The following is a 21,492-nucleotide window of genomic DNA, read 5'->3' on the forward strand; positions in this document are numbered from 1 at the left end:
ATTTCAAGTATGAATTTATAATTAGAAGATAAATAGCTACCAATTATGCATACCCAAGTAGCTACAGGATGCTTGGTTCAACGAGAATGGTTTCTTTGTAGAGGAAGCGAGAGAGGCTTTGGGAGGAACAACGAAGGAAATCAGCATGTTAAAAATAACGAAAGTAGATGCTGAACAGGTATTATTCGAAATAAGCCCAAAACACTTTAAGTCTGAATTAAGAGCAAACACCGCTGAATGCCCTACTTACAAAGTATTTGCTGTCTTAGGCTTTTTCTTTTGCAACGCCCTTTCAGAAACTCTCTTCAAAAAAGGCTCAAAATCTATATAGATAGGCTTGGCTTATCACCTGCAGATGCGATGGCATAACGAATATCATCAATAAATCGCCCCTCTGTCTCAATAATGCCGTCAGAGAATGTGACTGGCTGATGTGGCCCAGCAAGTAGAACAATATTAGTAAAATCAGAGACATTAAAGTTCTCTGCTACAACATTTTTGGAATGAAAATCGATGACGGTCTTTGCGACTTGATCTTCCAGTAACAAAAGCTGTTCTTCGGTAATTTTCATACGCGCCAAAGCAACGCGAACACACTTATCGTGGGTAGTCGTCTGCTCTTTTATGATTTCGGTATATTTGTCGTTGAGCTTGGAGTTCTCTGCATAGCTATAATATAAAGGTCCGTGCAGCGTTATATTTTTATCTTCATCAACGTAAACGAGATCCAACAACTCTAATGCTTTTAAGTAATCGGACATGCTCTGCTCAGACAAGTCATACTTTTTCTTTAAAATAGAATAGCCGTCTTTACCTCGTAACATTCTCAATTCACGATAAAAGTCGTAAAGGTGAGGGAATTGAAAGAATACTTCATCCTGTGTGCGACTAAAGTAATCCTCGTCTTCACCTTGCAATTGATTTGCGAGCTTTTGTAGTTCATCTAACGTGCAATCAACCGCTCTACAATATTCCAGCAACTTATCTAAAGCGAGATTCGTGCTTGTAAGATGTCTCTTAAAGGTAGATAGTGGCATACCCATTTTCTCAGATAGCTCTCGATATGTTAGCCCTTTTGTTTTAATCGCTTGGCGTAATGCGGCTAGCAAGTATTCGGGAGTCAGATCTCTCATCTACAATTCCTTTTGGCAATGTTACAGCTGTATAGTATTTGTAACAATTTAGAACCGCTTGGCAAGGTATAAGTTCATATTTTTATAAGAAAAACATGAATTAATATACTGAAAAGAGAATTCACACAACAAATGAAAAATTCAATATGAATTCAATTTCATTATAGATATAAAATAATATGCAAAATAAAAGTGAAGCAATTACTCTAAATCATCGTGATTAATTTTAATAGTAACGTAAAGTTGAGAATATAAACCTATTCTCTCTACAAAAATCTAGAATAATTAACCTAAAAGGAACAGAACGGTAAATGCATAATAATTCACCGCTCTCTATTAGCATTTTTGCAATGCTATTCAAGTAGACTAGTCCGCTAGTTTCACTGCAGTACCAAATGCCAAAATTTCCGAAGAACCATCTACGATTGAGCTTGTGGTAAATCGAATCCCTACAATTGCATCGGCACCTTTAGATTCAGCGTCCGCCACCATGCGCTGTATAGCAATATCACGCGCGTCGGTCATCATTTCCGTGTAACCACGAATTTCGCCGCCAACAATGCTCTTGATACCCGCCATGAGGTCACGGCCAATATGCTTTGATTGAACAACATTACCAGTTACAACCCCTCTGATTTCAGAGATCTGCTTGCCAGGAATGCTTTCGGTCGTTGTGTAGATCATTTTTAATCCCTTATAAACGTAAAAATTTATACCCAAGCTACCTTATAACTAACATAAGATGCTAACCAATAAATTGAGAAGACTGATAAACAATACTCTAAATAGCCAAGCTAAAAGTCATTTGGGTATAAATTTTAGCAATAAAAAAGGAGAGCTAATGCTCTCCTTCTCTTAATCCTAAACTGCTCATTAAAGAGCAGCTTTCGCTTTTTCAACTAGAACTGCAAATGCAGCTTTGTCGAATACTGCGATGTCCGCAAGGATCTTACGGTCGATCTCGATAGATGCTTTCTTAAGACCATTGATGAAACGGCTGTAAGATAGACCATTTTGACGAGATGCCGCATTGATACGTGCAATCCATAGTTGACGGAATTGACGTTTCTTAGCGCGACGGTCACGGTAAGCGTATTGACCAGCTTTAGTTACTGCTTGGAAAGCTACGCGGTAAACACGTGAACGCGCACCGTAGTAACCTTTAGCTTGTTTTAGAACTTTCTTATGACGTGCACGAGCTTGTACACCACGTTTTACGCGAGGCATTATGCTTCTCCTAAACTAAACGATTGATAACTAAAAAGAATTAAGCGTATGGCAACATACGGATTACTGCAGCCACTTCACATTTTGGAAGGATTGCATTCGGACGTAGTTGACGCTTGTTCTTAGTAGTACGCTTAGTCAGGATGTGACGTTTTGTAGCGTGCTTGTACTTAATACCACCAGCAGTTTTCTTAAAACGCTTAGCAGCACCTTTGTTGGTTTTCATCTTAGGCATGATGAATAACTCCGCATTGAGTAGGTTTAATAAACAACGTAATTAGGGCGAACAAAACCCAGTCATATGCCTTTATATAAAGGAAAGCGGCTAGGTTTTAATTACTTGATGAGCCGTTAATTACTTCTTTTTAGGGGCTAGCACCATGATCATCTGGCGACCTTCAATCTTCTTAGGGAAAGATTCAACTACAGCAATTTCTGCAGTATCTTCCTTAAGACGATTTAGAACGTCAACACCGATGTCTTGGTGTGCCATCTCTCGGCCACGGAAGCGAATTGTTACTTTCACTTTGTTGCCTTCTTCAAGGAAACGCGTCAGGTTGCGTAGTTTTACCTGATAGTCTCCAATATCAGTTCCAGGACGGAATTTTACTTCCTTGATCTGGACCTGCTTTTGCTTCTTCTTCTGCTCTTTAGCAGTTTTGCTCTTCTCGAAGAGGAACTTACCATAGTCCATCACACGACAAACAGGTGGCTCGGCGTTAGGACTGATCTCAACGAGATCCATACCAGCTTCTTCAGCAGCTGCAATGGCTTCTTGAATCGATACAACACCAACTGATTCACCGTCAGCGCCTGTTAGTCGAACTTCACGAATACCACGAATTTCACCGTTGATACGGTGCGGGTTTTGTTTTACCGGCTGTTGGCCACGTCTTCCGCCTTTAATAGCTTATTCCTCCAGATTGAGCTTACGGCTAGAGATCTCGTCTTGGATGTATGCAATAAAATCATCCACTTTAAATTTACCAAGATCTTTACCTTTACGAGTACGCACTGCAATTTCGCCAGCTTCCATTTCTTGGTCACCAACAACAAGCATATACGGTACACGCTTCAAAGTATGTTCGCGGATTTTAAAGCCAATCTTCTCATTTCTCAAGTCCGCTTTAGCTCTAATTCCACTTTTTTGTAGTTTTTGTACTATTTCTTGAACATAACCTGACTGTTTATCAGTAATGTTCATAAGAACTGCTTGTTCTGGCGCCAACCAAGTTGGGAAGAAACCAGCATATTCTTCGATAAGGATACCGATGAAGCGCTCTAGTGAACCTAGAATCGCACGGTGAATCATTACCGGTACAAGACGTTCATTGTTTTCACCTACATAAGTTGCACCTAAGCGACCTGGTAGGTTGAAATCTAGCTGGACAGTACCACACTGCCACGCACGGTCTAGACAATCGTATAGTGTGAATTCAATCTTAGGGCCGTAGAACGCACCCTCGCCTTCTTGAATTTCGTATGGGATATCCATCGATTCAAGAGACTGCTTCAATGCTTCTTCAGATTGATCCCAGATTTCATCTGAACCTACACGTTTCTCTGGACGAGTAGACAGTTTCACTACGATGTTGTCGAAACCAAATGTTTGGTACGTATCGTACACCATCTTGATACAGTTTGTTACTTCTTCTTGAATTTGGCTCTCAGTACAGAAAATGTGAGCGTCATCCTGAGTAAAGCCACGTACACGCATAATACCGTGTAGTGCACCAGATGGTTCGTTACGGTGACATGAGCCAAACTCAGCCATACGTAGCGGTAGGTCGCGGTACGATTTTAGACCTTGGTTGAAGATCTGTACGTGACCTGGACAGTTCATTGGCTTAATCGCGTATTCACGGTTCTCAGAAGAAGTTGTGAACATTGCATCAGCGTATTTGTCCCAGTGCCCAGAGCGTTCCCAAAGAACACGGTCCATCATAAGTGGACCTTTCACTTCTTGGTAACCGTACTCATCTAGCTTAGCGCGGATGAATACTTCTAGATCACGGAAGATAGACCAACCATTGTGATGCCAGAACACCATACCCGGTGCTTCTTGCTGCATGTGGAATAGGTCGAGTTGCTTACCAATCTTACGGTGATCACGCTTCGCCGCTTCTTCTAGGCGAGTTAGGTGCGCTTTCAGTGCTTTCTTGTCGTGGAAAGCCGTACCGTAGATACGTTGAAGCATTTTGTTGTCGCTGTTACCACGCCAGTAAGCACCTGCAACATTCAGCAAAGTGAAGTGTTGACAGAAGCTCATGTTAGGAACGTGAGGACCACGACACATGTCGATGTATTCTTCATGGTGGTAAAGGCCTGGACGATCATCACGAGATACGTTTTCGTCTAGGATTTCCACTTTGTATGGTTCGCCACGTGATTCAAACGTATCACGCGCTTCCTGCCAGCTTACTTTTTTCTTAACCACTTCGTACTTGGTTTTCGCTAGCTCTTTCATACGCTTTTCAATCTTTTCAAGATCTTCTTGCGTTAGAGATTCGTCTAAGTCGATATCGTAGTAGAAGCCATTGTCGATGGTTGGACCGATCGCCATTTTAGCTTGAGGGTAAAGCTGCTTAAGAGCGTGACCAAGAAGGTGAGCACAAGAGTGACGAACGATTTCTAGACCGTCTACTTCATCTTTAACTGTGATGATTTCAAGGCTTGCGTCTTCTTCAATTAGATCACACGCATCAACGCGGTTACCGTTTACACGACCAGCGATAGTTGCTTTTGCAAGACCAGGACCGATCGATTGCGCAACTTCCATAGTAGAAACTGGGTTGTCAAATTGACGCTGACTGCCGTCAGGAAGAGTAATAATAGGCATGCTATGTCCTTTACAGTGGTGTTGCACACCAAGCAACACATGTTATTCAAATTAGAAGCTATTTGTTGAAAATAGTTGAGAGTCAATAAAGGCCTCTCGGTAACACGAATACCGGACCGTTATCGAAAATGGGATTGTACCTAGCTCACATTTAGAATGCAAAGCGCGATTTTGTTTTGTCATAAGAACTTAACCGCAGACCCGTCACGACAATCTGATCATGCTTTTTTAAGAGACCGCATAGCTGATGAATGGAATTGCCCCTCAATGAACTTACACAACAAATTACAATATCCCCTATTACGTGTGAACCGATACAAAGCCTAACACGCTGGGCGAGAGCTCAACGTGCGATTTAGGTATATAGTTGTTTTATAGAGTAGTTTGTATATAGGTATTCATCATGGTCTATTTCAAATCGCGCTTTATGGTGCTTCTAAGCACCTCGATATGTTCTTTGCAAGCCTTCGCATCAAATGACTTATATGGCCCGCTGCGTTCTTACGCACAATCCCCAATGCAAGTGGTTAGTCACACCAACATACTGCGTTCAGGACATAGTCTGCCCTATGGTTTTGTCGAAGCCTATGGTTCAGGAACCGTGGCAAGTGTTTGGGCTCATACTGATGAATACGCACTGGATTATTACCACAATCAAATCGAATTAGGCAGCAAATGGCAAGTCAGCAACCGTTGGCAGTTGGAGCTCAACTATCGATGGGTCTTTGCCGCTGACAACCATTTAGATGGACTGACGAAAAGCTTCCATAAACTTTTCGGTATCGGACAAAATGGGCGGGATAAAGTAGACAGAGATCGTTTTTACATTTCAATGCCGCAATATGATGTGCTTGAAGATGATTTCGAAGGACAAACACTGGCCAATAACCTATCTACTTACTTACAGTATCAAGTGTTCCAAAATGAACATCACGGCCTATCGATTGGCGGCAGTTTGTATTTTAACGATGTGGCTCACGGCACTTTTCAAGGTAGCAGTTTCGAGCAAGGCTTCCAATTAAACTACAGCTACTTAAGTGATGCTCATGCATTTTATTCGATGATTGGCATGACTTTTCGCTCGGATGACCGTGCCTTGCTCGATCTGCCCTATCGACATAATACGATTGCCATTGCGGGTGGGTACCGTTATGCCTTAGAAGATAACCATCACCTGATGTTGGAATATCATTGGTATCAAGGGTCAACAGAAGGACCCACAGAGTTTGCTGATGCCTCTAATGAACTGGTATTGGGCTATCGATATCTAATGGAAAATTCAGCGCTTGAGTTTTTAGCCGTAGAGAACGCAAGAAACATGGATAACAGTACCGATATCGCTTTCACAATAGGATATCGGTACATATTTTCATCAAGGTGATGAGAGCTATAGATTTAGCGTTGGTGCAACTGCGGCTGCGACTTGAGCATCGGTTGCATTGATCGGCAACGTAAACGAGCGATATTGGTCACCAGCCAAGCTGAGCGAACGGTCAATCTCTGCCAAACAATGCATGACCTGCCCTTCCAGAATAAAAGAGAGCTCAATTTCTTTTGATGAGATAAAGCCGCTGTTACGGAACTCTAGCTCTTGATAAATACCAGAGCGAGAGGCAAACGAGCCACCGCGCAAAAAGCCTTTTTCAACATCGGCTTTAACCATAGTGAAGCCAGCTTGCTCGATCGCTTGAATAACCCGAGATGCTACTGGTAGTGGTTTCACTTCAATATAGTCACGGTCACGCGGATCAATTGCAAAATCAATATCTAACGTCGTCTCGACCCAAACATGACATTGATTCTTAAGTGCGCTAACCGCAGTAATTGGTGTTTCGTCATGCAGTTTTAGCTCAAACGGAACCTGCTTTTCTTCATTAGGTTGAATCACAAAAGGGTCAACTGCTTTCAATTGATCGATAGTGAAGGTTTGATAACTTACGCTATCATCCACTTCGACTTTCATTTCCGTGTTCAATTTAATCGTAATAGCATCAATTTGTTGTTCGACGTCTCCGCCTTTGACATGAACATGCCCTTTCAGCGTCGCTCCTTGAAACACGCTCATTTCGTCCAAAATGGTATCTACTTTTGCAGAGCCGATCCCCAGTGATGCTTTCAATTTTTTAAACATACTTTTCCTTTTTTAACGACTTTTCTTCTAATAATCGTTTGTTTACACAATTGTTTTCTGCTGTGCAAGCAATAGACCACAAGAAAATGTTTGAATTCAATCATCAATCCAAATAATGCTCAACAGCAAGAGTCATTCAGCTCTGCAATAAGATTGTTCGGTCACTAAGCGGTACATTCGTCGAGAAATGTTTGCAATTTGTACCTAAATTAAGCAGTATTTGTATAGTCAAATAAAGGGAAATCATTATGTCTGCACCACTCTACATTCAAATTAAACAATTTATCCTGGATAAAATTGATGCTGGAGAGTGGGTAGTTGGTCATCGCATCGCCACCGAGATTGAGCTTACCGAGCAATTTGGTGTCAGTAGAATGACAGTGAACAAAGCAATTCGGGATTTAGTAAATGAGGGCCGATTACAACGTCGCCCACGCTTAGGCACGTTCGTGTGTGATCCTGGTGAAAAGTCAGAATCTCCCCTGCTAGACATTCGAAACATTGCCGAAGAAGTCAGCGATAGAGGGCGAAAGTATGGCAGTAAAGTGCTCAAACAGATTGCCATAAAAGCAGATGACAACATTGCGATAAAACTCGGCGTTATGCTAGGCACGACAGTGTTTTACAGTGAAATTATTCACTATGAAGACCAAACGCCGATTCAATTGGAGCTCCGCTGGGTGAATAGCCAATATGCCCCGAGTTATTTAAATCAAGACTTCACACAAATCACTCCAAATCAATACCTGTCAGATAATTGCCCACTCAGCGCGATAGAACATACTGTAGAGGCAATTGTGCCTGAAAGCCGTATTAAGCAAGACTTAAAAATGCAAGCCAATGAGCCTTGCCTTCTCTTGAATCGCAGAACGTGGAGCCAAGATAAGTTAGTCAGTACCGCCCTACTTTATCACCCTGGTAACAAATATAAGCTGAGCTCAAAAGTGCTCATTTAAGGGCAAGATTGGTCCTCTAGATCTACGTTTTGATCACATTTTAGCAACATCAATCTTGTCAGTGTTCTTATTTTGCTCTATTTATTTGTATATACATTTAATGATACAAATAAACACAGGGACACAAACATGGATTTGCTGATTGAAAACGCACGTCTGGTCACCATGCAGTCGGGAGAGCGCGGTTATCTGCCAACGTCTCCTGCTCGTATTGGCATTCAATCTGGAAAAATCGTTGCGATCAGCACCTGTGCAATTGGTGAAGACGAACCGCAAACCGAGTCTCTGCTGTCTGCCCAACATTACGCTCAGAGTATCGACCTTCAAGGCAAGTTAGTTCTGCCAGGTTTGATCGACTGCCACACTCATCTTATTTACGCGGGCAATCGTGCCAACGAATTTGAAATGCGCTTAAGCGGCGTGCCATATCAAGAAATTTCCAAACAAGGCGGTGGGATACTTTCAACGGTGCATGCGACGCGTTCAGCAACCGAAGCGCAGTTAGTTGAGTTAGCGTTGCCACGTTTAGACGGGCTACTCGCGAGCGGCGTCACTTCTGTCGAAGTGAAATCAGGCTACGGATTGACACTGAATGATGAAGTAAAAATGCTCCGTGCAGCCAAAATGCTTGAACAAGAGCGCAAAGTTAAAATCACGACTACACTTCTCGCCGCTCACGCCATTCCGCCAGAGTTCCAAGGTCGTGCAGATGATTATATTGAGCACATTTGTCAGGACATAATCCCTGTTGTCGCAAAGGAAGAATTAGCTACGAGTGTCGATGTTTTTTGTGAATCGATTGGTTTCAATCTTGAACAAACAGAAAAAGTGTTTGTAGCTGCAAAACGCCACGGCTTAAAGGTTAAAGGGCATACTGAGCAACTTTCTAATCTCGGTGGTACAGCCCTCACTGCGCAATACAACGGTCTGTCAGCGGATCACATCGAGTTTTTAGATGAGCAAGGTGTTAAAGCACTTGCTCGATCAAACACCGTCGCCACTCTATTGCCTGGCGCTTTTTATTTTCTAAGAGAAACTCAGTTACCACCGATTGAGTTGTTGAGAGAGCATAACGTGCCGATGGCAATTGCTACGGACGTCAACCCAGGTACATCACCATTTTCTGATCTCACACTCATGCTGAATATGGCGTGCACGCTATTTCGCCTTACACCGCAAGAAGCACTGCGTGGTGTAACGCAACATGCAGCCAAAGCTCTGGGTTATCAAAACTCACGTGGCGAAATCAAAGTAGGGTTTGATGCGGACTTCTCTATATGGGATATCGAAAGCCCTGCGGATTTAAGCTATCAAGTCGGAGCAAAACGTCTGGTAGGTCGTATAGTAAATGGTGAATACATTTCACACGGAGGCCAATAATATGTCTCAATTCGACCTACACTCTCCCCTATTTCATTGGCAAGGCCGTCATGATGCCGAGGACGGCAAGCTTGGTCAGCGAATTCATCACGTTGTTCAACGCCAAAAAGCAGATGAGTTGAGTGCCGTTGCGCATGGCGTCTCATTACTCGGTTTTGCTACCGACGCTGGCGTTGCGAGAAACAAAGGACGCATTGGCGCGAAAAAAGCGCCAGACTTAATCCGACGAGCACTCGCTAATTTAGCATGGCACCAAGACGCCCCACTATATGACTTAGGTACTGTGGTGTGTGAAGACGACTTACTGGAAGAGAGCCAAGCTCTATGTGCAGCAACCATTTCAAGCGCACTGCCCCATACGCCAGTCATCGTGCTGGGTGGTGGGCATGAGATTGCGTGGGCCTCGTTTTCCGGCTTAGCGGAATATTTTAAAGCGCACCATCCAGAGAAGAAGCCTAAAATCGGCATTATCAATTTCGATGCGCATTTCGATTTGCGCGCATTCGAGAGTAACCTCGCCGACATAAGACCGAGCTCTGGTACACCCTTCAACCAAATTCACCATTTTTGTCAACGTAACGATTGGGACTTTCATTACGCTTGTATTGGTGTAAGCCGCAGTAGCAACACTAAAGCGCTATTTGAAAAAGCAGATGCGTTAAATGTTTGGTATGTAGAGGACAATCAGCTCTGCTACTTAAACCACAGTTATCACTTAACTCAGCTTCAGCATTTTATTGACGACTGTGACTACCTCTATTTGACTATTGATCTGGATGTATTCCCTGCTGCAACCGCACCTGGAGTCAGCGCACCAGCAGCTCGGGGAGTGAGTTACGACACAATTGCCCCCTTTTTAGATCGAATTCTTCATTACAAAAATAAGTTAATGCTGGCTGATATCGCCGAATACAACCCAAATTATGACGTCGATAGTCAAACAGCACGATTAGCTGCCCGTTTGTGTTGGGATATCGCCAACGCAATGGCGGAAAAACAGCACAAACCATAATGCATCCCAGATGCCACTGATTATTACGACCAAGCAAGTACTTGGTCATCACGAGAAACTAAAGGAGTCTGAAATGACACAGCGCCAAGGACAAGATCCACGACTTGATACAAGCAGAACAATTCGTGCACCTCACGGAGATAAACTGCGCGCAAAATCTTGGCTAACCGAAGCCCCTCTTCGTATGCTGATGAACAACCTTGATCCTGATGTTGCAGAACATCCACATTCACTGGTTGTATATGGCGGCATTGGCCGAGCAGCGCGAAACTGGGAATGTTACGACAAGATTGTTGAAGTACTTGAAAGACTCGAAGATGACCAAACGCTTTTAGTTCAATCAGGCAAGCCTGTTGGTGTTTTCCCTACTCATAAAAATGCCCCACGCGTGCTTATCGCAAACTCAAACCTTGTTCCGCATTGGGCAAACTGGGAACACTTCAACGAGCTCGATAAACAAGGCTTGATGATGTACGGCCAAATGACCGCTGGCAGCTGGATATACATTGGCTCGCAAGGTATCGTACAAGGCACATACGAAACGTTCGTATCTGTTGCAAAAAAACACTTTGACGGTGACGCAAATGGCCGTTGGATTCTAACAGGTGGTCTTGGTGGCATGGGTGGTGCTCAACCTCTCGCTGGTACAATGGCGGGCTTCTCCATGATTGCAGTAGAGTGTGATGAATCACGTATCGATTACCGCCTACGTACAGGCTATGTCGATAAGAAAGCGACTTCTTTAGATGAAGCGCTAGCTATCATTAAAGAGTCAGACACACCAGTATCGGTTGGTCTACTAGGTAATGCAGCAGACGTTTTCTCTGAGCTGGTAGAACGTAATATCACGCCTGATGTCGTAACAGACCAAACGTCTGCACACGACCCGCTCAATGGCTATTTACCACAAGGCTGGAGCATGTCTCACGCAGCAGAAATGCGTTTGCAAGATGAAGCAATGGTCGTAAAAGCAGCGAAAAAATCCATGGCTGTGCAAGTTCAAGCGATGTTAGAGCTGCAAAATCGCGGCGCCGCAACACTCGACTACGGTAACAACATCCGCCAGATGGCCTTGGAAGAAGGCGTAGAAAACGCATTCGATTTTCCTGGCTTCGTTCCAGCCTACATTCGTCCTCTATTCTGTGAAGGTATCGGTCCTTTCCGTTGGGCTGCTCTCTCTGGCGATCCTGAGGACATTTATAAAACCGACCAAAAAGTAAAAGAGCTAATTCCAGATAATCCGCACTTACATAACTGGCTAGATATGGCTCGCGAACGCATCCAGTTCCAAGGTTTACCTGCGCGTATTTGCTGGGTTGGTCTTAAAGATCGTGAGCGTCTTGGTCAAGCATTCAACGAAATGGTGAAAAATGGCGAACTTAAAGCGCCCGTTGTCATTGGTCGAGATCACTTAGATTCTGGCTCTGTAGCAAGCCCGAACCGTGAAACCGAAGGTATGATGGACGGTTCTGACGCCGTATCAGACTGGCCATTATTAAACGCGCTACTCAACACGGCGGGCGGCGCAACTTGGGTTTCACTACACCACGGTGGTGGCGTAGGTATGGGCTTCTCGCAACACTCAGGTATGGTTATCTGCTGTGACGGCAGTGAAGATGCCTCACAACGTATTGCCCGCGTGCTGCATAACGACCCAGCAACAGGCGTGATGCGTCATGCTGATGCGGGATACGATATCGCTAAACAATGTGCAGCAGAGCAAGGGCTAGATTTGCCAATGCTCAACGAAGAACTGAAGAAGCTCAAGTAAGGATGAAAGAGATGTTAAATTTAACGCTAAAGCCAGGTCATATTAGCTTAAACGAACTACGCCAAGTGAGCCGTTCACCAGTCAACCTTACTTTGAATCCTGAAGCCATTCCGGCCATTGAAGAAAGCACACAGGTCGTAGACCGAGTCATCGCGGAAGATAGAACGGTTTACGGAATTAACACTGGTTTTGGGCTATTGGCTAACACACGAATAGCACCAGAAGATTTAGAAACACTGCAACGCAGTATCGTTCTTTCTCATGCGGCAGGTATCGGTGAGTTTATGTCAGATGAAACGGTTCGTCTGATGATGGTATTAAAAATCAATAGTCTGTCTCGTGGCTTTTCTGGGATTCGCCTAAAAGTCATTAATATGCTGACCGACCTAGTCAACGCACAAGTTTACCCTTGCGTACCTAAAAAGGGCTCTGTTGGCGCATCAGGTGACTTAGCTCCTCTAGCCCATATGAGCACTGTATTACTGGGAGAAGGACAAGCTCGCCACAACGGTAAAATCATTTCCGGGCAAGAAGCATTAAAAATCGCAGGTCTAGAGCCTATCACTCTGGCGCCAAAAGAAGGCTTAGCGCTACTAAATGGGACTCAGGCATCCACAGCGTTTGCATTGGAAGGCCTGTTTATCGCGGAAGATCTTTTCGCGTCAGCAACCGTTTGTGGTGCAATGTCTGTTGAAGCCGCTCTCGGCAGCCGAAGTCCATTCGATCCGCGCATTCACCGTGTACGTGGTCATCGCAGCCAGATGGACGCAGCACTCGCATACCGTCATTTGTTAGACACAACGAGTGAAATAGGTGATTCGCATACTAACTGTGAAAAAGTACAAGACCCGTATTCTTTGCGCTGTCAGCCTCAAGTGATGGGCGCGTGTTTACAGCAAATCCGCAATGCGGCCGAAGTATTACAAGTAGAGGCTAATTCCGTATCAGATAATCCGTTGGTGTTTGCTGAAGATGGTGACATCATCTCTGGCGGTAACTTCCATGCGGAGCCTGTTGCAATGGCAGCCGACAACCTAGCACTTGCGATTGCCGAGATCGGTAGCTTGTCTGAACGTCGTATGGCATTACTTATCGATAGCGCGCTATCAAAACTACCACCGTTCTTAGTCGACAATGGTGGTGTGAACTCTGGTTTCATGATTGCTCAGGTTACCTCTGCTGCGTTAGCAAGTGAAAACAAAACACTCGCTCACCCAGCGTCAGTAGACAGCTTGCCAACATCTGCAAACCAAGAAGATCACGTGTCAATGGCAACATTCGCGGCTCGCAGATTGAAAGAAATGGGCGAAAACACTCGCGGTATTCTGGCGGTAGAATACCTCTCAGCAGCACAAGGCCTAGACTTTAGAGCACCAAACAAGTCCTCTGAGCGTATTGAGATTGCGAAACAAATGTTGCGTGAAAAAGTATCGTTCTACGATAAAGATCGCTACTTTGCTCCAGACATTGAACAGGCAAATACTCTGCTTAAGCTGGCTATCCACAACACGCTCATGCCAGAGAGCTTGTTACCAAGTGTTCAATAACCAAGCATAACTGGCATTTCATCGAATAAACAGATAATGACTTGAAGGCTCTACGTTCAGCGTGGAGCCTTTTTACATACGATTAAACATGTTGATGGCACTGTTTATGAACGCCTGTCTACTTTGATGGCTATACTTTAAAAGATAGGCGAGCGAAAAGGTCGTTGTTTATTGCTTTCACAAATAAAAGCGTTGCTAAAGTATGCGTTTTTAACGTTTTATCCGCCGAAATAGTGTCTTATTGTTAGGATACGGTGAAGTTTTCACTGGATGGACCATTGCTACGCAGATATTCGCATATAATCCCACACAGTTTTGGTTACTACGTAAAAATTATGTTTCTAACACCTTATTTTTCAAACACTAATCACCAGTTTCAGTTCACTCGCGAACAAGCAAGCCACTTTGCAAAACGTGTCGCAGGTGACTACAACCCAATTCATGATGAAGACAACAAACGCTTTTGTGTCCCTGGGGATTTACTTTTCGCAGTGCTCCTTAGTAAAGAAGGCGTTAGCCAAAAGATGCGTTTTAACTTCTCTGGCATGGTAAACGATGGTGTAGCACTTCATATTGAAAATAAGTGTGACAAAGAAAGCGCTGTTGTTGACGAGGCAGGTAAAGAATACTTACACATGTCCCGTGAAGGTGAAACTAACCACGATCCGGCATTTATTGAGCATGTAGTGACAAATTACGTGCAATTTTCTGGTATGAACTTCCCTCACATCATGGTTCCTCTTATGGAAGAGAAGCAAATGATGATTAACTGCCAGCGTCCATTAGTTATTTATGAAAGCATGGAAGTCGAATTTTCACGCTTAGACCTTACGCATCCAGAGGTGGATTTCACTGGCGCAACATTCGATGTAGAAGGAAAACGAGGTGTAGTTACCTTAAACTTTGCGTTCAAAGAAGACGGTGAAGTCGTTGGTAAAGGTATTAAGCGCATGGTTGCAAGTGGCTTGAAGCCATATGACCAAGAAGCAGTTGACGACCTTGTACGCCGCTTTAATGAACGTAAGGATGCATTCCTAGCAAAGTTCGTTAAGGCAGCCTAGTCGACTGCCCTATCAGAAGCGCACAAAAAACGTGTTTACTAAAAGAAAGCCCAACGTCGACCGTTGGGCTTTCTTTTTATGTCTCATCCAAACAAAACTAAACGCAATGCTTAGAGCCAACGACGAACATGGTTTTTATAATCCACATACTCTTCACCAAACAATCGCTCTAAAACGCGTTCCTCAGGCTTGATTTGAAACCGATTCATATAACTGACAAATATCACGCCACAAAGCACCACACTCAAGTGCTGCCACCACAAACCAGTTGCTATGATTAGAAGCAATAATGCCGTGTACATAGGGTTGCGTGAAAAGGCAAACACACCAGTTCTTACAACAGAAGATGCCGCTTCAGGTTTTACTGGGTTCACTGTGGTTTTTACTTTGCGAAATTCATACACGCCAGCAATGCCCATGTAGCCAGACAACAAAGTTAATACACCTACTACAAATTCAACAAAGGGGACTCGAATGTTCATGCTCGGCGTCAAAACTTTAAGTCCGTACATCAAAAGTATGACTAGCAAAAACACCGCAACAGGTGGGACTTTGAGTTCAAGTTTTCTCAAGATTCATATCCTTTGAAAGGGTCTAAGTACGGTTTCTAAAAAGCCCAGTAAAACTGGGCTTGATTTAGTCCGATTACAACAAAGTTAACAATGCCTGAACGGGATGCTTGGGCTTCGTTCCTTCAAAGCGTTTCACTTGGCTGCGGCAAGAATAGCCTGTAATCAAACATCTCTCGCTATCCAACTTATCTAAGCTTGGCTTCCAGCTTAAATTGTAAATGTCTTTCGACATCGACAACTTATCAACCTCATGACCAAACGTACCCGCCATACCACAACAACCAACAGGTACCGTATTCAAAACTGCACCAAAGTGAGCAAAAATAGCGCCCCACTCTTTTTCCGCATTTGGCATTTTGGTTTTTTCAGTACAGTGCGCAAACAGATACCAAGGTTCCTGCGCCTTATGCTCTCCGCTTTCAAACGCTTCTAGTCTTGGGTAAAGCCATTCGTGGGCTGTTAGTACATCGAAATTACCTCGCTTACTGCCAAGCACTTCAGCGTATTCATCTCGATAACACAGCACCAAAGCAGGATCGACGCCAACTAATGGAATATCCAGATCCGCTACCATCGCCAAGAACTTCGCTGTGTCGGCTGCTGTGTCCTTAAACTGACGTAAAAACCCTTTAATGTGTTGTGCTTTACCATTCGGCTTAAACGGCAGAAGCACCGGATTCATACCCAGCTTTTTCAATAACTTAACGAAGTCTTCAACGACATCAGCGTCGTAGTAACTAGTGAATGGGTCTTGAACAATTAAAACATGTTTGCTCTTTTCAGACGAAGACAAACCACTGAGCGCTTGCAGATCATAAGGCGTTGTCAGCGACTCTACTCGTTGTTTCAAGGTGGGTACTGATAACAACGGCGCATCGACATACCCGACCGTAGATGCCGTTAAACTTTTCACCCACGACTGCTTCAAAACACCATTTACGACACCTGGCGCTTTCGCCATCATCGGCAGCATAGTCTCAATGTTCGCAACCAGATAGTCTTTTGCAGGACGTTGGTAACGAGAGTGATAGATGTTTAAAAAGCGCGAGCGAAAGCTCGGAACATCGACTTTAATCGGACACTGACTCGCACACGCTTTACACGCCAAACAACCATTCATCGCTTCATACACTTCGTGAGAGAAGTCATACTCGTGACGACGATTGATAGAATGACGTACGCGGTCAATCATGGTTTTGATTGATGTTTTGTTTTCTAGTGTTTGCTTTTCTAAGTCAAGAATATCAATGCCTTGCTCAGTAAGCTGACGCAACCACTCGCGAACCAAACCCGCACGACCTTTCGGTGAATGACGACGATCGGCTGTTACTTTCATCGATGGACACATTGGCGAGCTGGTATCGTAGTTAAAACACAAACCGTTACCGTTACATTCCATCGCTTGTTTAAAGCTGTCACGTACTTGAACGTCAATCTGACGGTCATAGTAACCACGTTTGGTATCGGTAACTTTGACAAGCTCTGCATCACTATCCAGCGGTGTACAGATTTTGCCCGGGTTCATTTTGTTGTGTGGATCGAATGCCGCTTTCACACGTCTCAGTTCAGTAAACAACTCGTCGCCGAAAAACTCAGGGCCATATTCTGAACGGAAACCTTTGCCGTGTTCACCCCACATCAAACCGCCGTATTTCGCCACCAGCTTGACCACTTCATCAGAAACTTCGTGCATCAATGCTTCTTGGTGCGGGTCACACAAATCCAACGCAGGACGTACGTGAAGCACCCCAGCATCGACGTGACCAAACATGCCGTAATTCAGAGACTTGCTGTCTAACAGTTCTCGAAACTCTACAATGAAGTCCGCCAGGTTTTCTGGTGGCACACAGGTATCTTCAGCGAATGCGACCGGTTTAGCACGACCTTTTGCTGCGCCTAACAAACCCACCGCTTTTTTACGCATGTTGTAAATACGCCCAATGCTCGCTACATCGTTACAAACTTGGTAGCCGATAATGCCCGCTTCTTCTGTTTCCAACATGGTATCGAGCTTGGCGGTCAACGCTGCAACCTGAGCAGCAACTTCCTCTTCGTCCTGACCTGCGTATTCCACCATATTGATGCCAAGCATCTCTTTATTTGGAACATCGGTAAGTAAATCGCTCACGGTGTGCCAAACGATATCTTGCTTCGCGAGATTAAGCACTTTTGAGTCAACGGTTTCTACAGACAGCGCTTTCGCCTCTACCATAAACGGTGCATTACGCAGTGCAGAATCAAAGCTGTTGTATTTAACGTTAACCAACGTACGCGCTTTCGGAATTGGCGTCAGGTTCAGCTTTGCTTCGGTAATAAATGCCAATGAACCTTCCGCGCCGCAAAGTACTCGTGTGATATCGAAACGGTCACCGTCTTCATTCAAGGCATTTTTTAAATCGTAGCCCGTTAAAAATCGGTTAAGAGGAGGAAACTTATCTACGATCTGCTGGCGTTTTTCACGACATACGGATTCCGTTACACGTAGCGCCTTGGCAGCAAACTCGCCTTCTTTTGGGTAACCATGGGACAAGTCCGACTCTAAAATTGAACCATCAGCAAACACCGCTTGTAGCGACAAAACATGATCGGATGTTTTTCCGTATTTCAGAGAACCTTGACCAGAAGCATCGGTGTTGACCATGCCGCCAATCGTTGCACGGTTACTGGTAGATAAGTCTGGAGAGAAGAAGTAGCCATAAGGGCGAACAGCGTCATTTAACTGGTCTTTCACTACACCAGTTTGTACACGAACCCAGCCTTCTTTCTCATTAATCTCAAGCACTTTGTTCATGTGGCGAGACATATCCACCACAATACCTTTGGTTAGCGACTGACCATTGGTCCCTGTGCCGCCACCACGAGGTGAAAAGGTAATTCGTTCGTACTTTTCTTTATTGCTCAGTTTCCCGAGGAGAGAAACATCTTCTGTCGTTTTGGGATGAACGACAGACTGAGGAAGTTGCTGGTAAACACTGTTGTCAGTGGCAACCGCTAGTCGGCTTGAATATTGGCTTTCGATATCACCAGTGAATCCGGCGTGCTCAAGCTCTTTCAGAAAACTAAGAACAAGAGGATCGACATCAGTTTGCGAGTGTAATCTTGGTAACATTTGCTTCCTGCCCCTACGACGCTGATCCGATCAGCTGCGGGTTGTGTAATTATTTGCTCACTTCTCATACAAATTGGCGCTAAGCGAAAAAACACCACAAAAGAGTTAGTGAAGTAATATTCTTTGAATTTCGTCACTTTACAACATTTAAAAAGACGAGCAAATCAGAATCTCGATACAATAATTAAACTTATGCTTTATTTTTTCACGCTTGATGCCTACATTGGGGAACGAATCGCGTTTCTAGATGAGTTTTCAGAATGAAAAAAAATAAAATTGTGACCACTGAAGATATCCTTCTCAAACTTTGCCAGTCTGTTTCTGGCGTACTTACTTCGGCGACATCTTCTCAAGTAAATTATTCAGCAATGGTGCAAAAAATCCACAAGACTAGCCTCAAACCAGATTTTGGCTGTTTTGTTCTGTTTGATGGCGGATTTACCGGGCTAGTTGTGATTAATTTTACGGCAAAAGCCGCACTGGAGATCTACACCAACTACATGCGTAATATGGGCATGCCAGAAGAAGAACTGGCAATATCTCATACTTCTGACGAGGTAGGCGATGTTCTGGGTGAACTCATGAATCAACTGGTCGGAGACTTCACTAATAAAATTCGTAAAGACCTGCAAACGAACATCACACAAAACCAACCAAAAATGCTGGCGCTGAATAAGCAAGTTATCTTACAAGTTGATACCAACCTTGACCGCCCTCAAGCGCGCAGAGTGACGTTCTCCACCGAAAACAACAATATTTTCTATCTCGAACTAGCAATGGATAAAACTGAGTTCATCCAACTGGAAGAGTTTGAAGTTGCTGAAGACGAAAACCCAGACGACATTTTAGAGGCAACACGTAAACAGTTGGCTGAGAAAGAATCTAAATCGTCGGGATCAAACGATGATGCCGATGACTTGCTCAACCAGCTCGGGTTGTAATTCTAACGAATCTTAATGAAGAATGGCTTCTTAGACACAAGTACGACTTCATACTGATTACGACGAACTAAAACGCCAGCCTCGCTTAATGCGAGGCTTCTTTTTATGTGCTGAAATTATCTTCAGTCCCACCTTGTATTTCGTTTTTATGTCAAAAAAGGTAATATGTCTGACTTCATAAATTTTCTGCTTTCGTTACTGGTTGTCGATGGATAAACAAAAAGCTCTGAAAAAAATCGCCAAGTGCTTAGAACTGGGCAATTCCGCTAATGTTAATGAGGCTGCCAATGCTATCAAAATGGCACATCGCCTCATGCTTAAATATGGTCTCGATAAAGACGATATTGAGTTCATCAGAATGGGAAAAACACAATCTTCTCATCTGCTACCAGCGAACATCAGTTCTACCATATTGCGAGTGATTCGCGGCATTAACACAAAATTCGGTGTCGAAGCAGTATTGTTGAATCACAAAGGGCTCAAACGTGTCGAATTTATCGGTGAAGCAGATCGCGCTATTTTTGCTGCATTTGCTTTCGATATTGTTTATCGCGAGATGAACGAAAGTACCGGACAATTCCGAAACAGCTTTGCTGGCACCGGCACCTCTTCTCAGGAAGTGACTCGCCGTGTGAACTCATTTGTATCTGGCTGGGTGGAAGGCGCGATTGAAAAATTGCCAATTATTTCTCCAGATGAAGAGTCGGCCAATAAAATTAATGACTATATTGATAAAGAATTCCAAAACATTGACCGCGAAACGTTCAAGAAGCAATTGAAAGAAGCAATGAAAAACCTAACTGAAGACTACGAAGTGGGCTTAAAGAAAGGTAGAAAGGTTTCAGTTAACCGTGGAGTGGGCGGCGAACAAGCACGCAAAATGTTGGGCGATTCATCGAAATAGCCAGAATAGTAAAGGATTCACATAAGCAGCAATGACTTCGATGTCGATGGGGCTTACTTTGAGAGCTTTGGCAGTATTGGTAGGAATTTTCTTACAGAAACTCTTATCAATCTTACTTTCTCATAACAAATATTAATGCTTGTTTATTCATAATTCGCATCCCATTATGAGGCATGGTTTCGCCTCAGTTTTATACGGAGATTTTCCCTTGAAAAAGGTGCCTATTGCACTAGCTCTAGTGCTAGCTCTTACTGGCTGTCAAGCCACTCAACGCCAAAATGCAACAACGGGTGAATACGAAACTAACTCCACCACGCAAGGCGCGCTTATTGGTGCGATCGCTGGCGCAGCAATCGGCCTAGCAACGGGTGATGATGCTAAAGAACGTCGTCAGCATGCACTCATTGGTGCAGCCGCAGGCGGAGCGACTGGCGCTGGCGTTGGTTACTACTTTGACCAACAAGAAGCGGAGTTACGTCGCGCTTTGCTAAACTCTGGCGTACAAGTTCAGCGTGTTGGTGAAAATCAGCTTTTACTGCGTATGGAAAACGGTATCGGCTTCTCTTCAAGCTCTTACCAGCTTGATGCTAGTATCCATAATACTCTACGCGGTGTTGCTCGCATCCTAGTTGAGTACCCAGATACCAGTCTCGTTATTGACGGTTACACGGATAGCACAGGTAGTGAGTCATACAACCAAACGTTGTCAGAGCGCCGTGCAGAGTCCGTACGTCAATTCCTAGTATCTCAAAACGTTGCACCTGGTCGTGCAATTGCACGCGGCTACGGCGAACGTAACCCAATTTGCTCAAACCAAACTTCTGAAGGTCGTGCGTGCAACCGTCGTGTTGAAATCCAGATCTTGCCACTGAAGTAATTTGGTTGCACCATAACGGTAATAATAAAAAA

General features: G+C 44.1%; 20 protein-coding genes. 11 read left to right on the top strand and 9 right to left on the bottom strand.

The genetic code is table 11. The features are described from left to right. Window positions 1-145 precede the first annotated feature (145 nt). Entirely contained in the window at window positions 146-331 is a 186-nt protein-coding gene (locus R7P35_RS10810) for a hypothetical protein (protein ID WP_005377915.1), read from the top strand. Here R7P35_RS10810 and R7P35_RS10815 read toward each other — a convergent pair. From R7P35_RS10815 to thrS, 6 genes are all read right to left on the bottom strand, one after another. Next, complete coding sequence (locus R7P35_RS10815) at window positions 324-1,133, bottom strand: helix-turn-helix domain-containing protein (protein WP_005377917.1); 810 nt, start codon at window positions 1,131-1,133, stop codon at window positions 324-326. The two genes, R7P35_RS10810 and R7P35_RS10815, sit on opposite strands and share 8 nt — an antisense overlap. A 366-nt stretch (window positions 1,134-1,499) precedes the next feature. Continuing rightward, window positions 1,500-1,817: a heavy metal-binding domain-containing protein gene (locus R7P35_RS10820; RefSeq protein ID WP_005377919.1), complete on the bottom strand. Its 318-nt coding sequence runs from the start codon at window positions 1,815-1,817 to the stop codon at window positions 1,500-1,502. A 189-nt stretch (window positions 1,818-2,006) separates the two neighbouring features. Then, window positions 2,007-2,360 carry a 50S ribosomal protein L20 gene (gene rplT / locus R7P35_RS10825; RefSeq protein WP_004727974.1) on the bottom strand — a complete coding sequence of 118 codons (354 nt, stop codon included), beginning with the start codon at window positions 2,358-2,360 and terminating at the stop codon, window positions 2,007-2,009. A 40-nt stretch (window positions 2,361-2,400) separates the two neighbouring features. Continuing rightward, window positions 2,401-2,595: a 50S ribosomal protein L35 gene (gene rpmI, locus R7P35_RS10830; RefSeq protein ID WP_005377932.1), complete on the bottom strand. Its 195-nt coding sequence runs from the start codon at window positions 2,593-2,595 to the stop codon at window positions 2,401-2,403. Between the two features lie 120 nt (window positions 2,596-2,715). After that, complete coding sequence (infC, locus tag R7P35_RS10835) at window positions 2,716-3,267, bottom strand: translation initiation factor IF-3 (RefSeq protein ID WP_080276913.1); 552 nt, start codon at window positions 3,265-3,267, stop codon at window positions 2,716-2,718. 3 nt (window positions 3,268-3,270) lie between these two features. Next, window positions 3,271-5,199: a threonine--tRNA ligase gene (thrS, locus tag R7P35_RS10840; RefSeq protein WP_005395892.1), complete on the bottom strand. Its 1,929-nt coding sequence runs from the start codon at window positions 5,197-5,199 to the stop codon at window positions 3,271-3,273. A 403-nt stretch (window positions 5,200-5,602) separates the two neighbouring features. On the opposite strand from thrS, the gene R7P35_RS10845 reads away from it, so the two are divergent. Then, complete coding sequence (locus R7P35_RS10845; RefSeq protein WP_053303168.1) at window positions 5,603-6,580, top strand: DUF3187 family protein; 978 nt, start codon at window positions 5,603-5,605, stop codon at window positions 6,578-6,580. Window positions 6,581-6,586: 6 nt separating this feature from the next. Here R7P35_RS10845 and R7P35_RS10850 read toward each other — a convergent pair whose 3' ends face one another. Beyond that, window positions 6,587-7,330: a sporulation protein gene (locus R7P35_RS10850; protein WP_042521960.1), complete on the bottom strand. Its 744-nt coding sequence runs from the start codon at window positions 7,328-7,330 to the stop codon at window positions 6,587-6,589. 248 nt (window positions 7,331-7,578) lie between these two features. On the opposite strand from R7P35_RS10850, the gene hutC reads away from it, so the two are divergent. The 6 genes from hutC (at window position 7,579) to R7P35_RS10880 (ending at window position 15,057) form a co-directional block, all read left to right on the top strand. Continuing rightward, on the top strand, window positions 7,579-8,286 hold the full coding sequence (gene hutC, locus R7P35_RS10855; RefSeq protein WP_042521962.1) for a histidine utilization repressor: 708 nt from the start codon (window positions 7,579-7,581) through the stop codon (window positions 8,284-8,286). A 129-nt stretch (window positions 8,287-8,415) separates the two neighbouring features. After that, window positions 8,416-9,666, top strand: coding sequence for an imidazolonepropionase (hutI, locus tag R7P35_RS10860; RefSeq protein ID WP_053306946.1), 1,251 nt, complete (start codon window positions 8,416-8,418; stop codon window positions 9,664-9,666). Window position 9,667: 1 nt separating this feature from the next. Then, entirely contained in the window at window positions 9,668-10,678 is a 1,011-nt protein-coding gene (gene hutG / locus R7P35_RS10865; RefSeq protein ID WP_033905138.1) for a formimidoylglutamase, read from the top strand. Between the two features lie 73 nt (window positions 10,679-10,751). Then, a complete protein-coding gene (gene hutU / locus R7P35_RS10870; protein WP_025998636.1) occupies window positions 10,752-12,449 on the top strand; it encodes a urocanate hydratase in 1,698 nt (565 codons plus the stop codon). A gap of 11 nt (window positions 12,450-12,460) precedes the next feature. Continuing rightward, window positions 12,461-13,996: a histidine ammonia-lyase gene (gene hutH / locus R7P35_RS10875; RefSeq protein WP_213904719.1), complete on the top strand. Its 1,536-nt coding sequence runs from the start codon at window positions 12,461-12,463 to the stop codon at window positions 13,994-13,996. A gap of 335 nt (window positions 13,997-14,331) precedes the next feature. After that, window positions 14,332-15,057 (top strand): DUF3581 domain-containing protein, encoded by a 726-nt coding sequence (locus R7P35_RS10880; protein ID WP_017821813.1) that lies wholly within the window; start codon window positions 14,332-14,334, stop codon window positions 15,055-15,057. 110 nt (window positions 15,058-15,167) lie between these two features. Here R7P35_RS10880 and R7P35_RS10885 read toward each other — a convergent pair whose 3' ends face one another. Together R7P35_RS10885 and R7P35_RS10890 are read right to left on the bottom strand one after the other, a co-directional pair. Further along, window positions 15,168-15,629, bottom strand: a complete 462-nt coding sequence (locus R7P35_RS10885) for a methyltransferase family protein (RefSeq protein ID WP_033905135.1) — start codon at window positions 15,627-15,629, stop codon at window positions 15,168-15,170. 73 nt (window positions 15,630-15,702) lie between these two features. Continuing rightward, window positions 15,703-18,738, bottom strand: coding sequence for an FAD-binding and (Fe-S)-binding domain-containing protein (locus tag R7P35_RS10890; protein ID WP_064368092.1), 3,036 nt, complete (start codon window positions 18,736-18,738; stop codon window positions 15,703-15,705). 260 nt (window positions 18,739-18,998) lie between these two features. Between R7P35_RS10890 and R7P35_RS10895 the strand changes: the two genes are divergently transcribed. The 3 genes from R7P35_RS10895 (at window position 18,999) to R7P35_RS10905 (ending at window position 21,460) form a co-directional block, all read left to right on the top strand. After that, window positions 18,999-19,679 carry a DUF3334 family protein gene (locus R7P35_RS10895; RefSeq protein WP_005388843.1) on the top strand — a complete coding sequence of 227 codons (681 nt, stop codon included), beginning with the start codon at window positions 18,999-19,001 and terminating at the stop codon, window positions 19,677-19,679. Window positions 19,680-19,887: 208 nt separating this feature from the next. Then, window positions 19,888-20,583, top strand: a complete 696-nt coding sequence (locus R7P35_RS10900; RefSeq protein ID WP_005377954.1) for a DUF2786 domain-containing protein — start codon at window positions 19,888-19,890, stop codon at window positions 20,581-20,583. Window positions 20,584-20,791: 208 nt separating this feature from the next. Then, window positions 20,792-21,460 carry an OmpA family protein gene (locus tag R7P35_RS10905; RefSeq protein ID WP_318092080.1) on the top strand — a complete coding sequence of 223 codons (669 nt, stop codon included), beginning with the start codon at window positions 20,792-20,794 and terminating at the stop codon, window positions 21,458-21,460. Window positions 21,461-21,492: the final 32 nt, after the last annotated feature.

Source organism: Vibrio sp. Vb0304 (assembly GCF_033338995.1).
Classification (GTDB): domain Bacteria; phylum Pseudomonadota; class Gammaproteobacteria; order Enterobacterales; family Vibrionaceae; genus Vibrio; species Vibrio alginolyticus.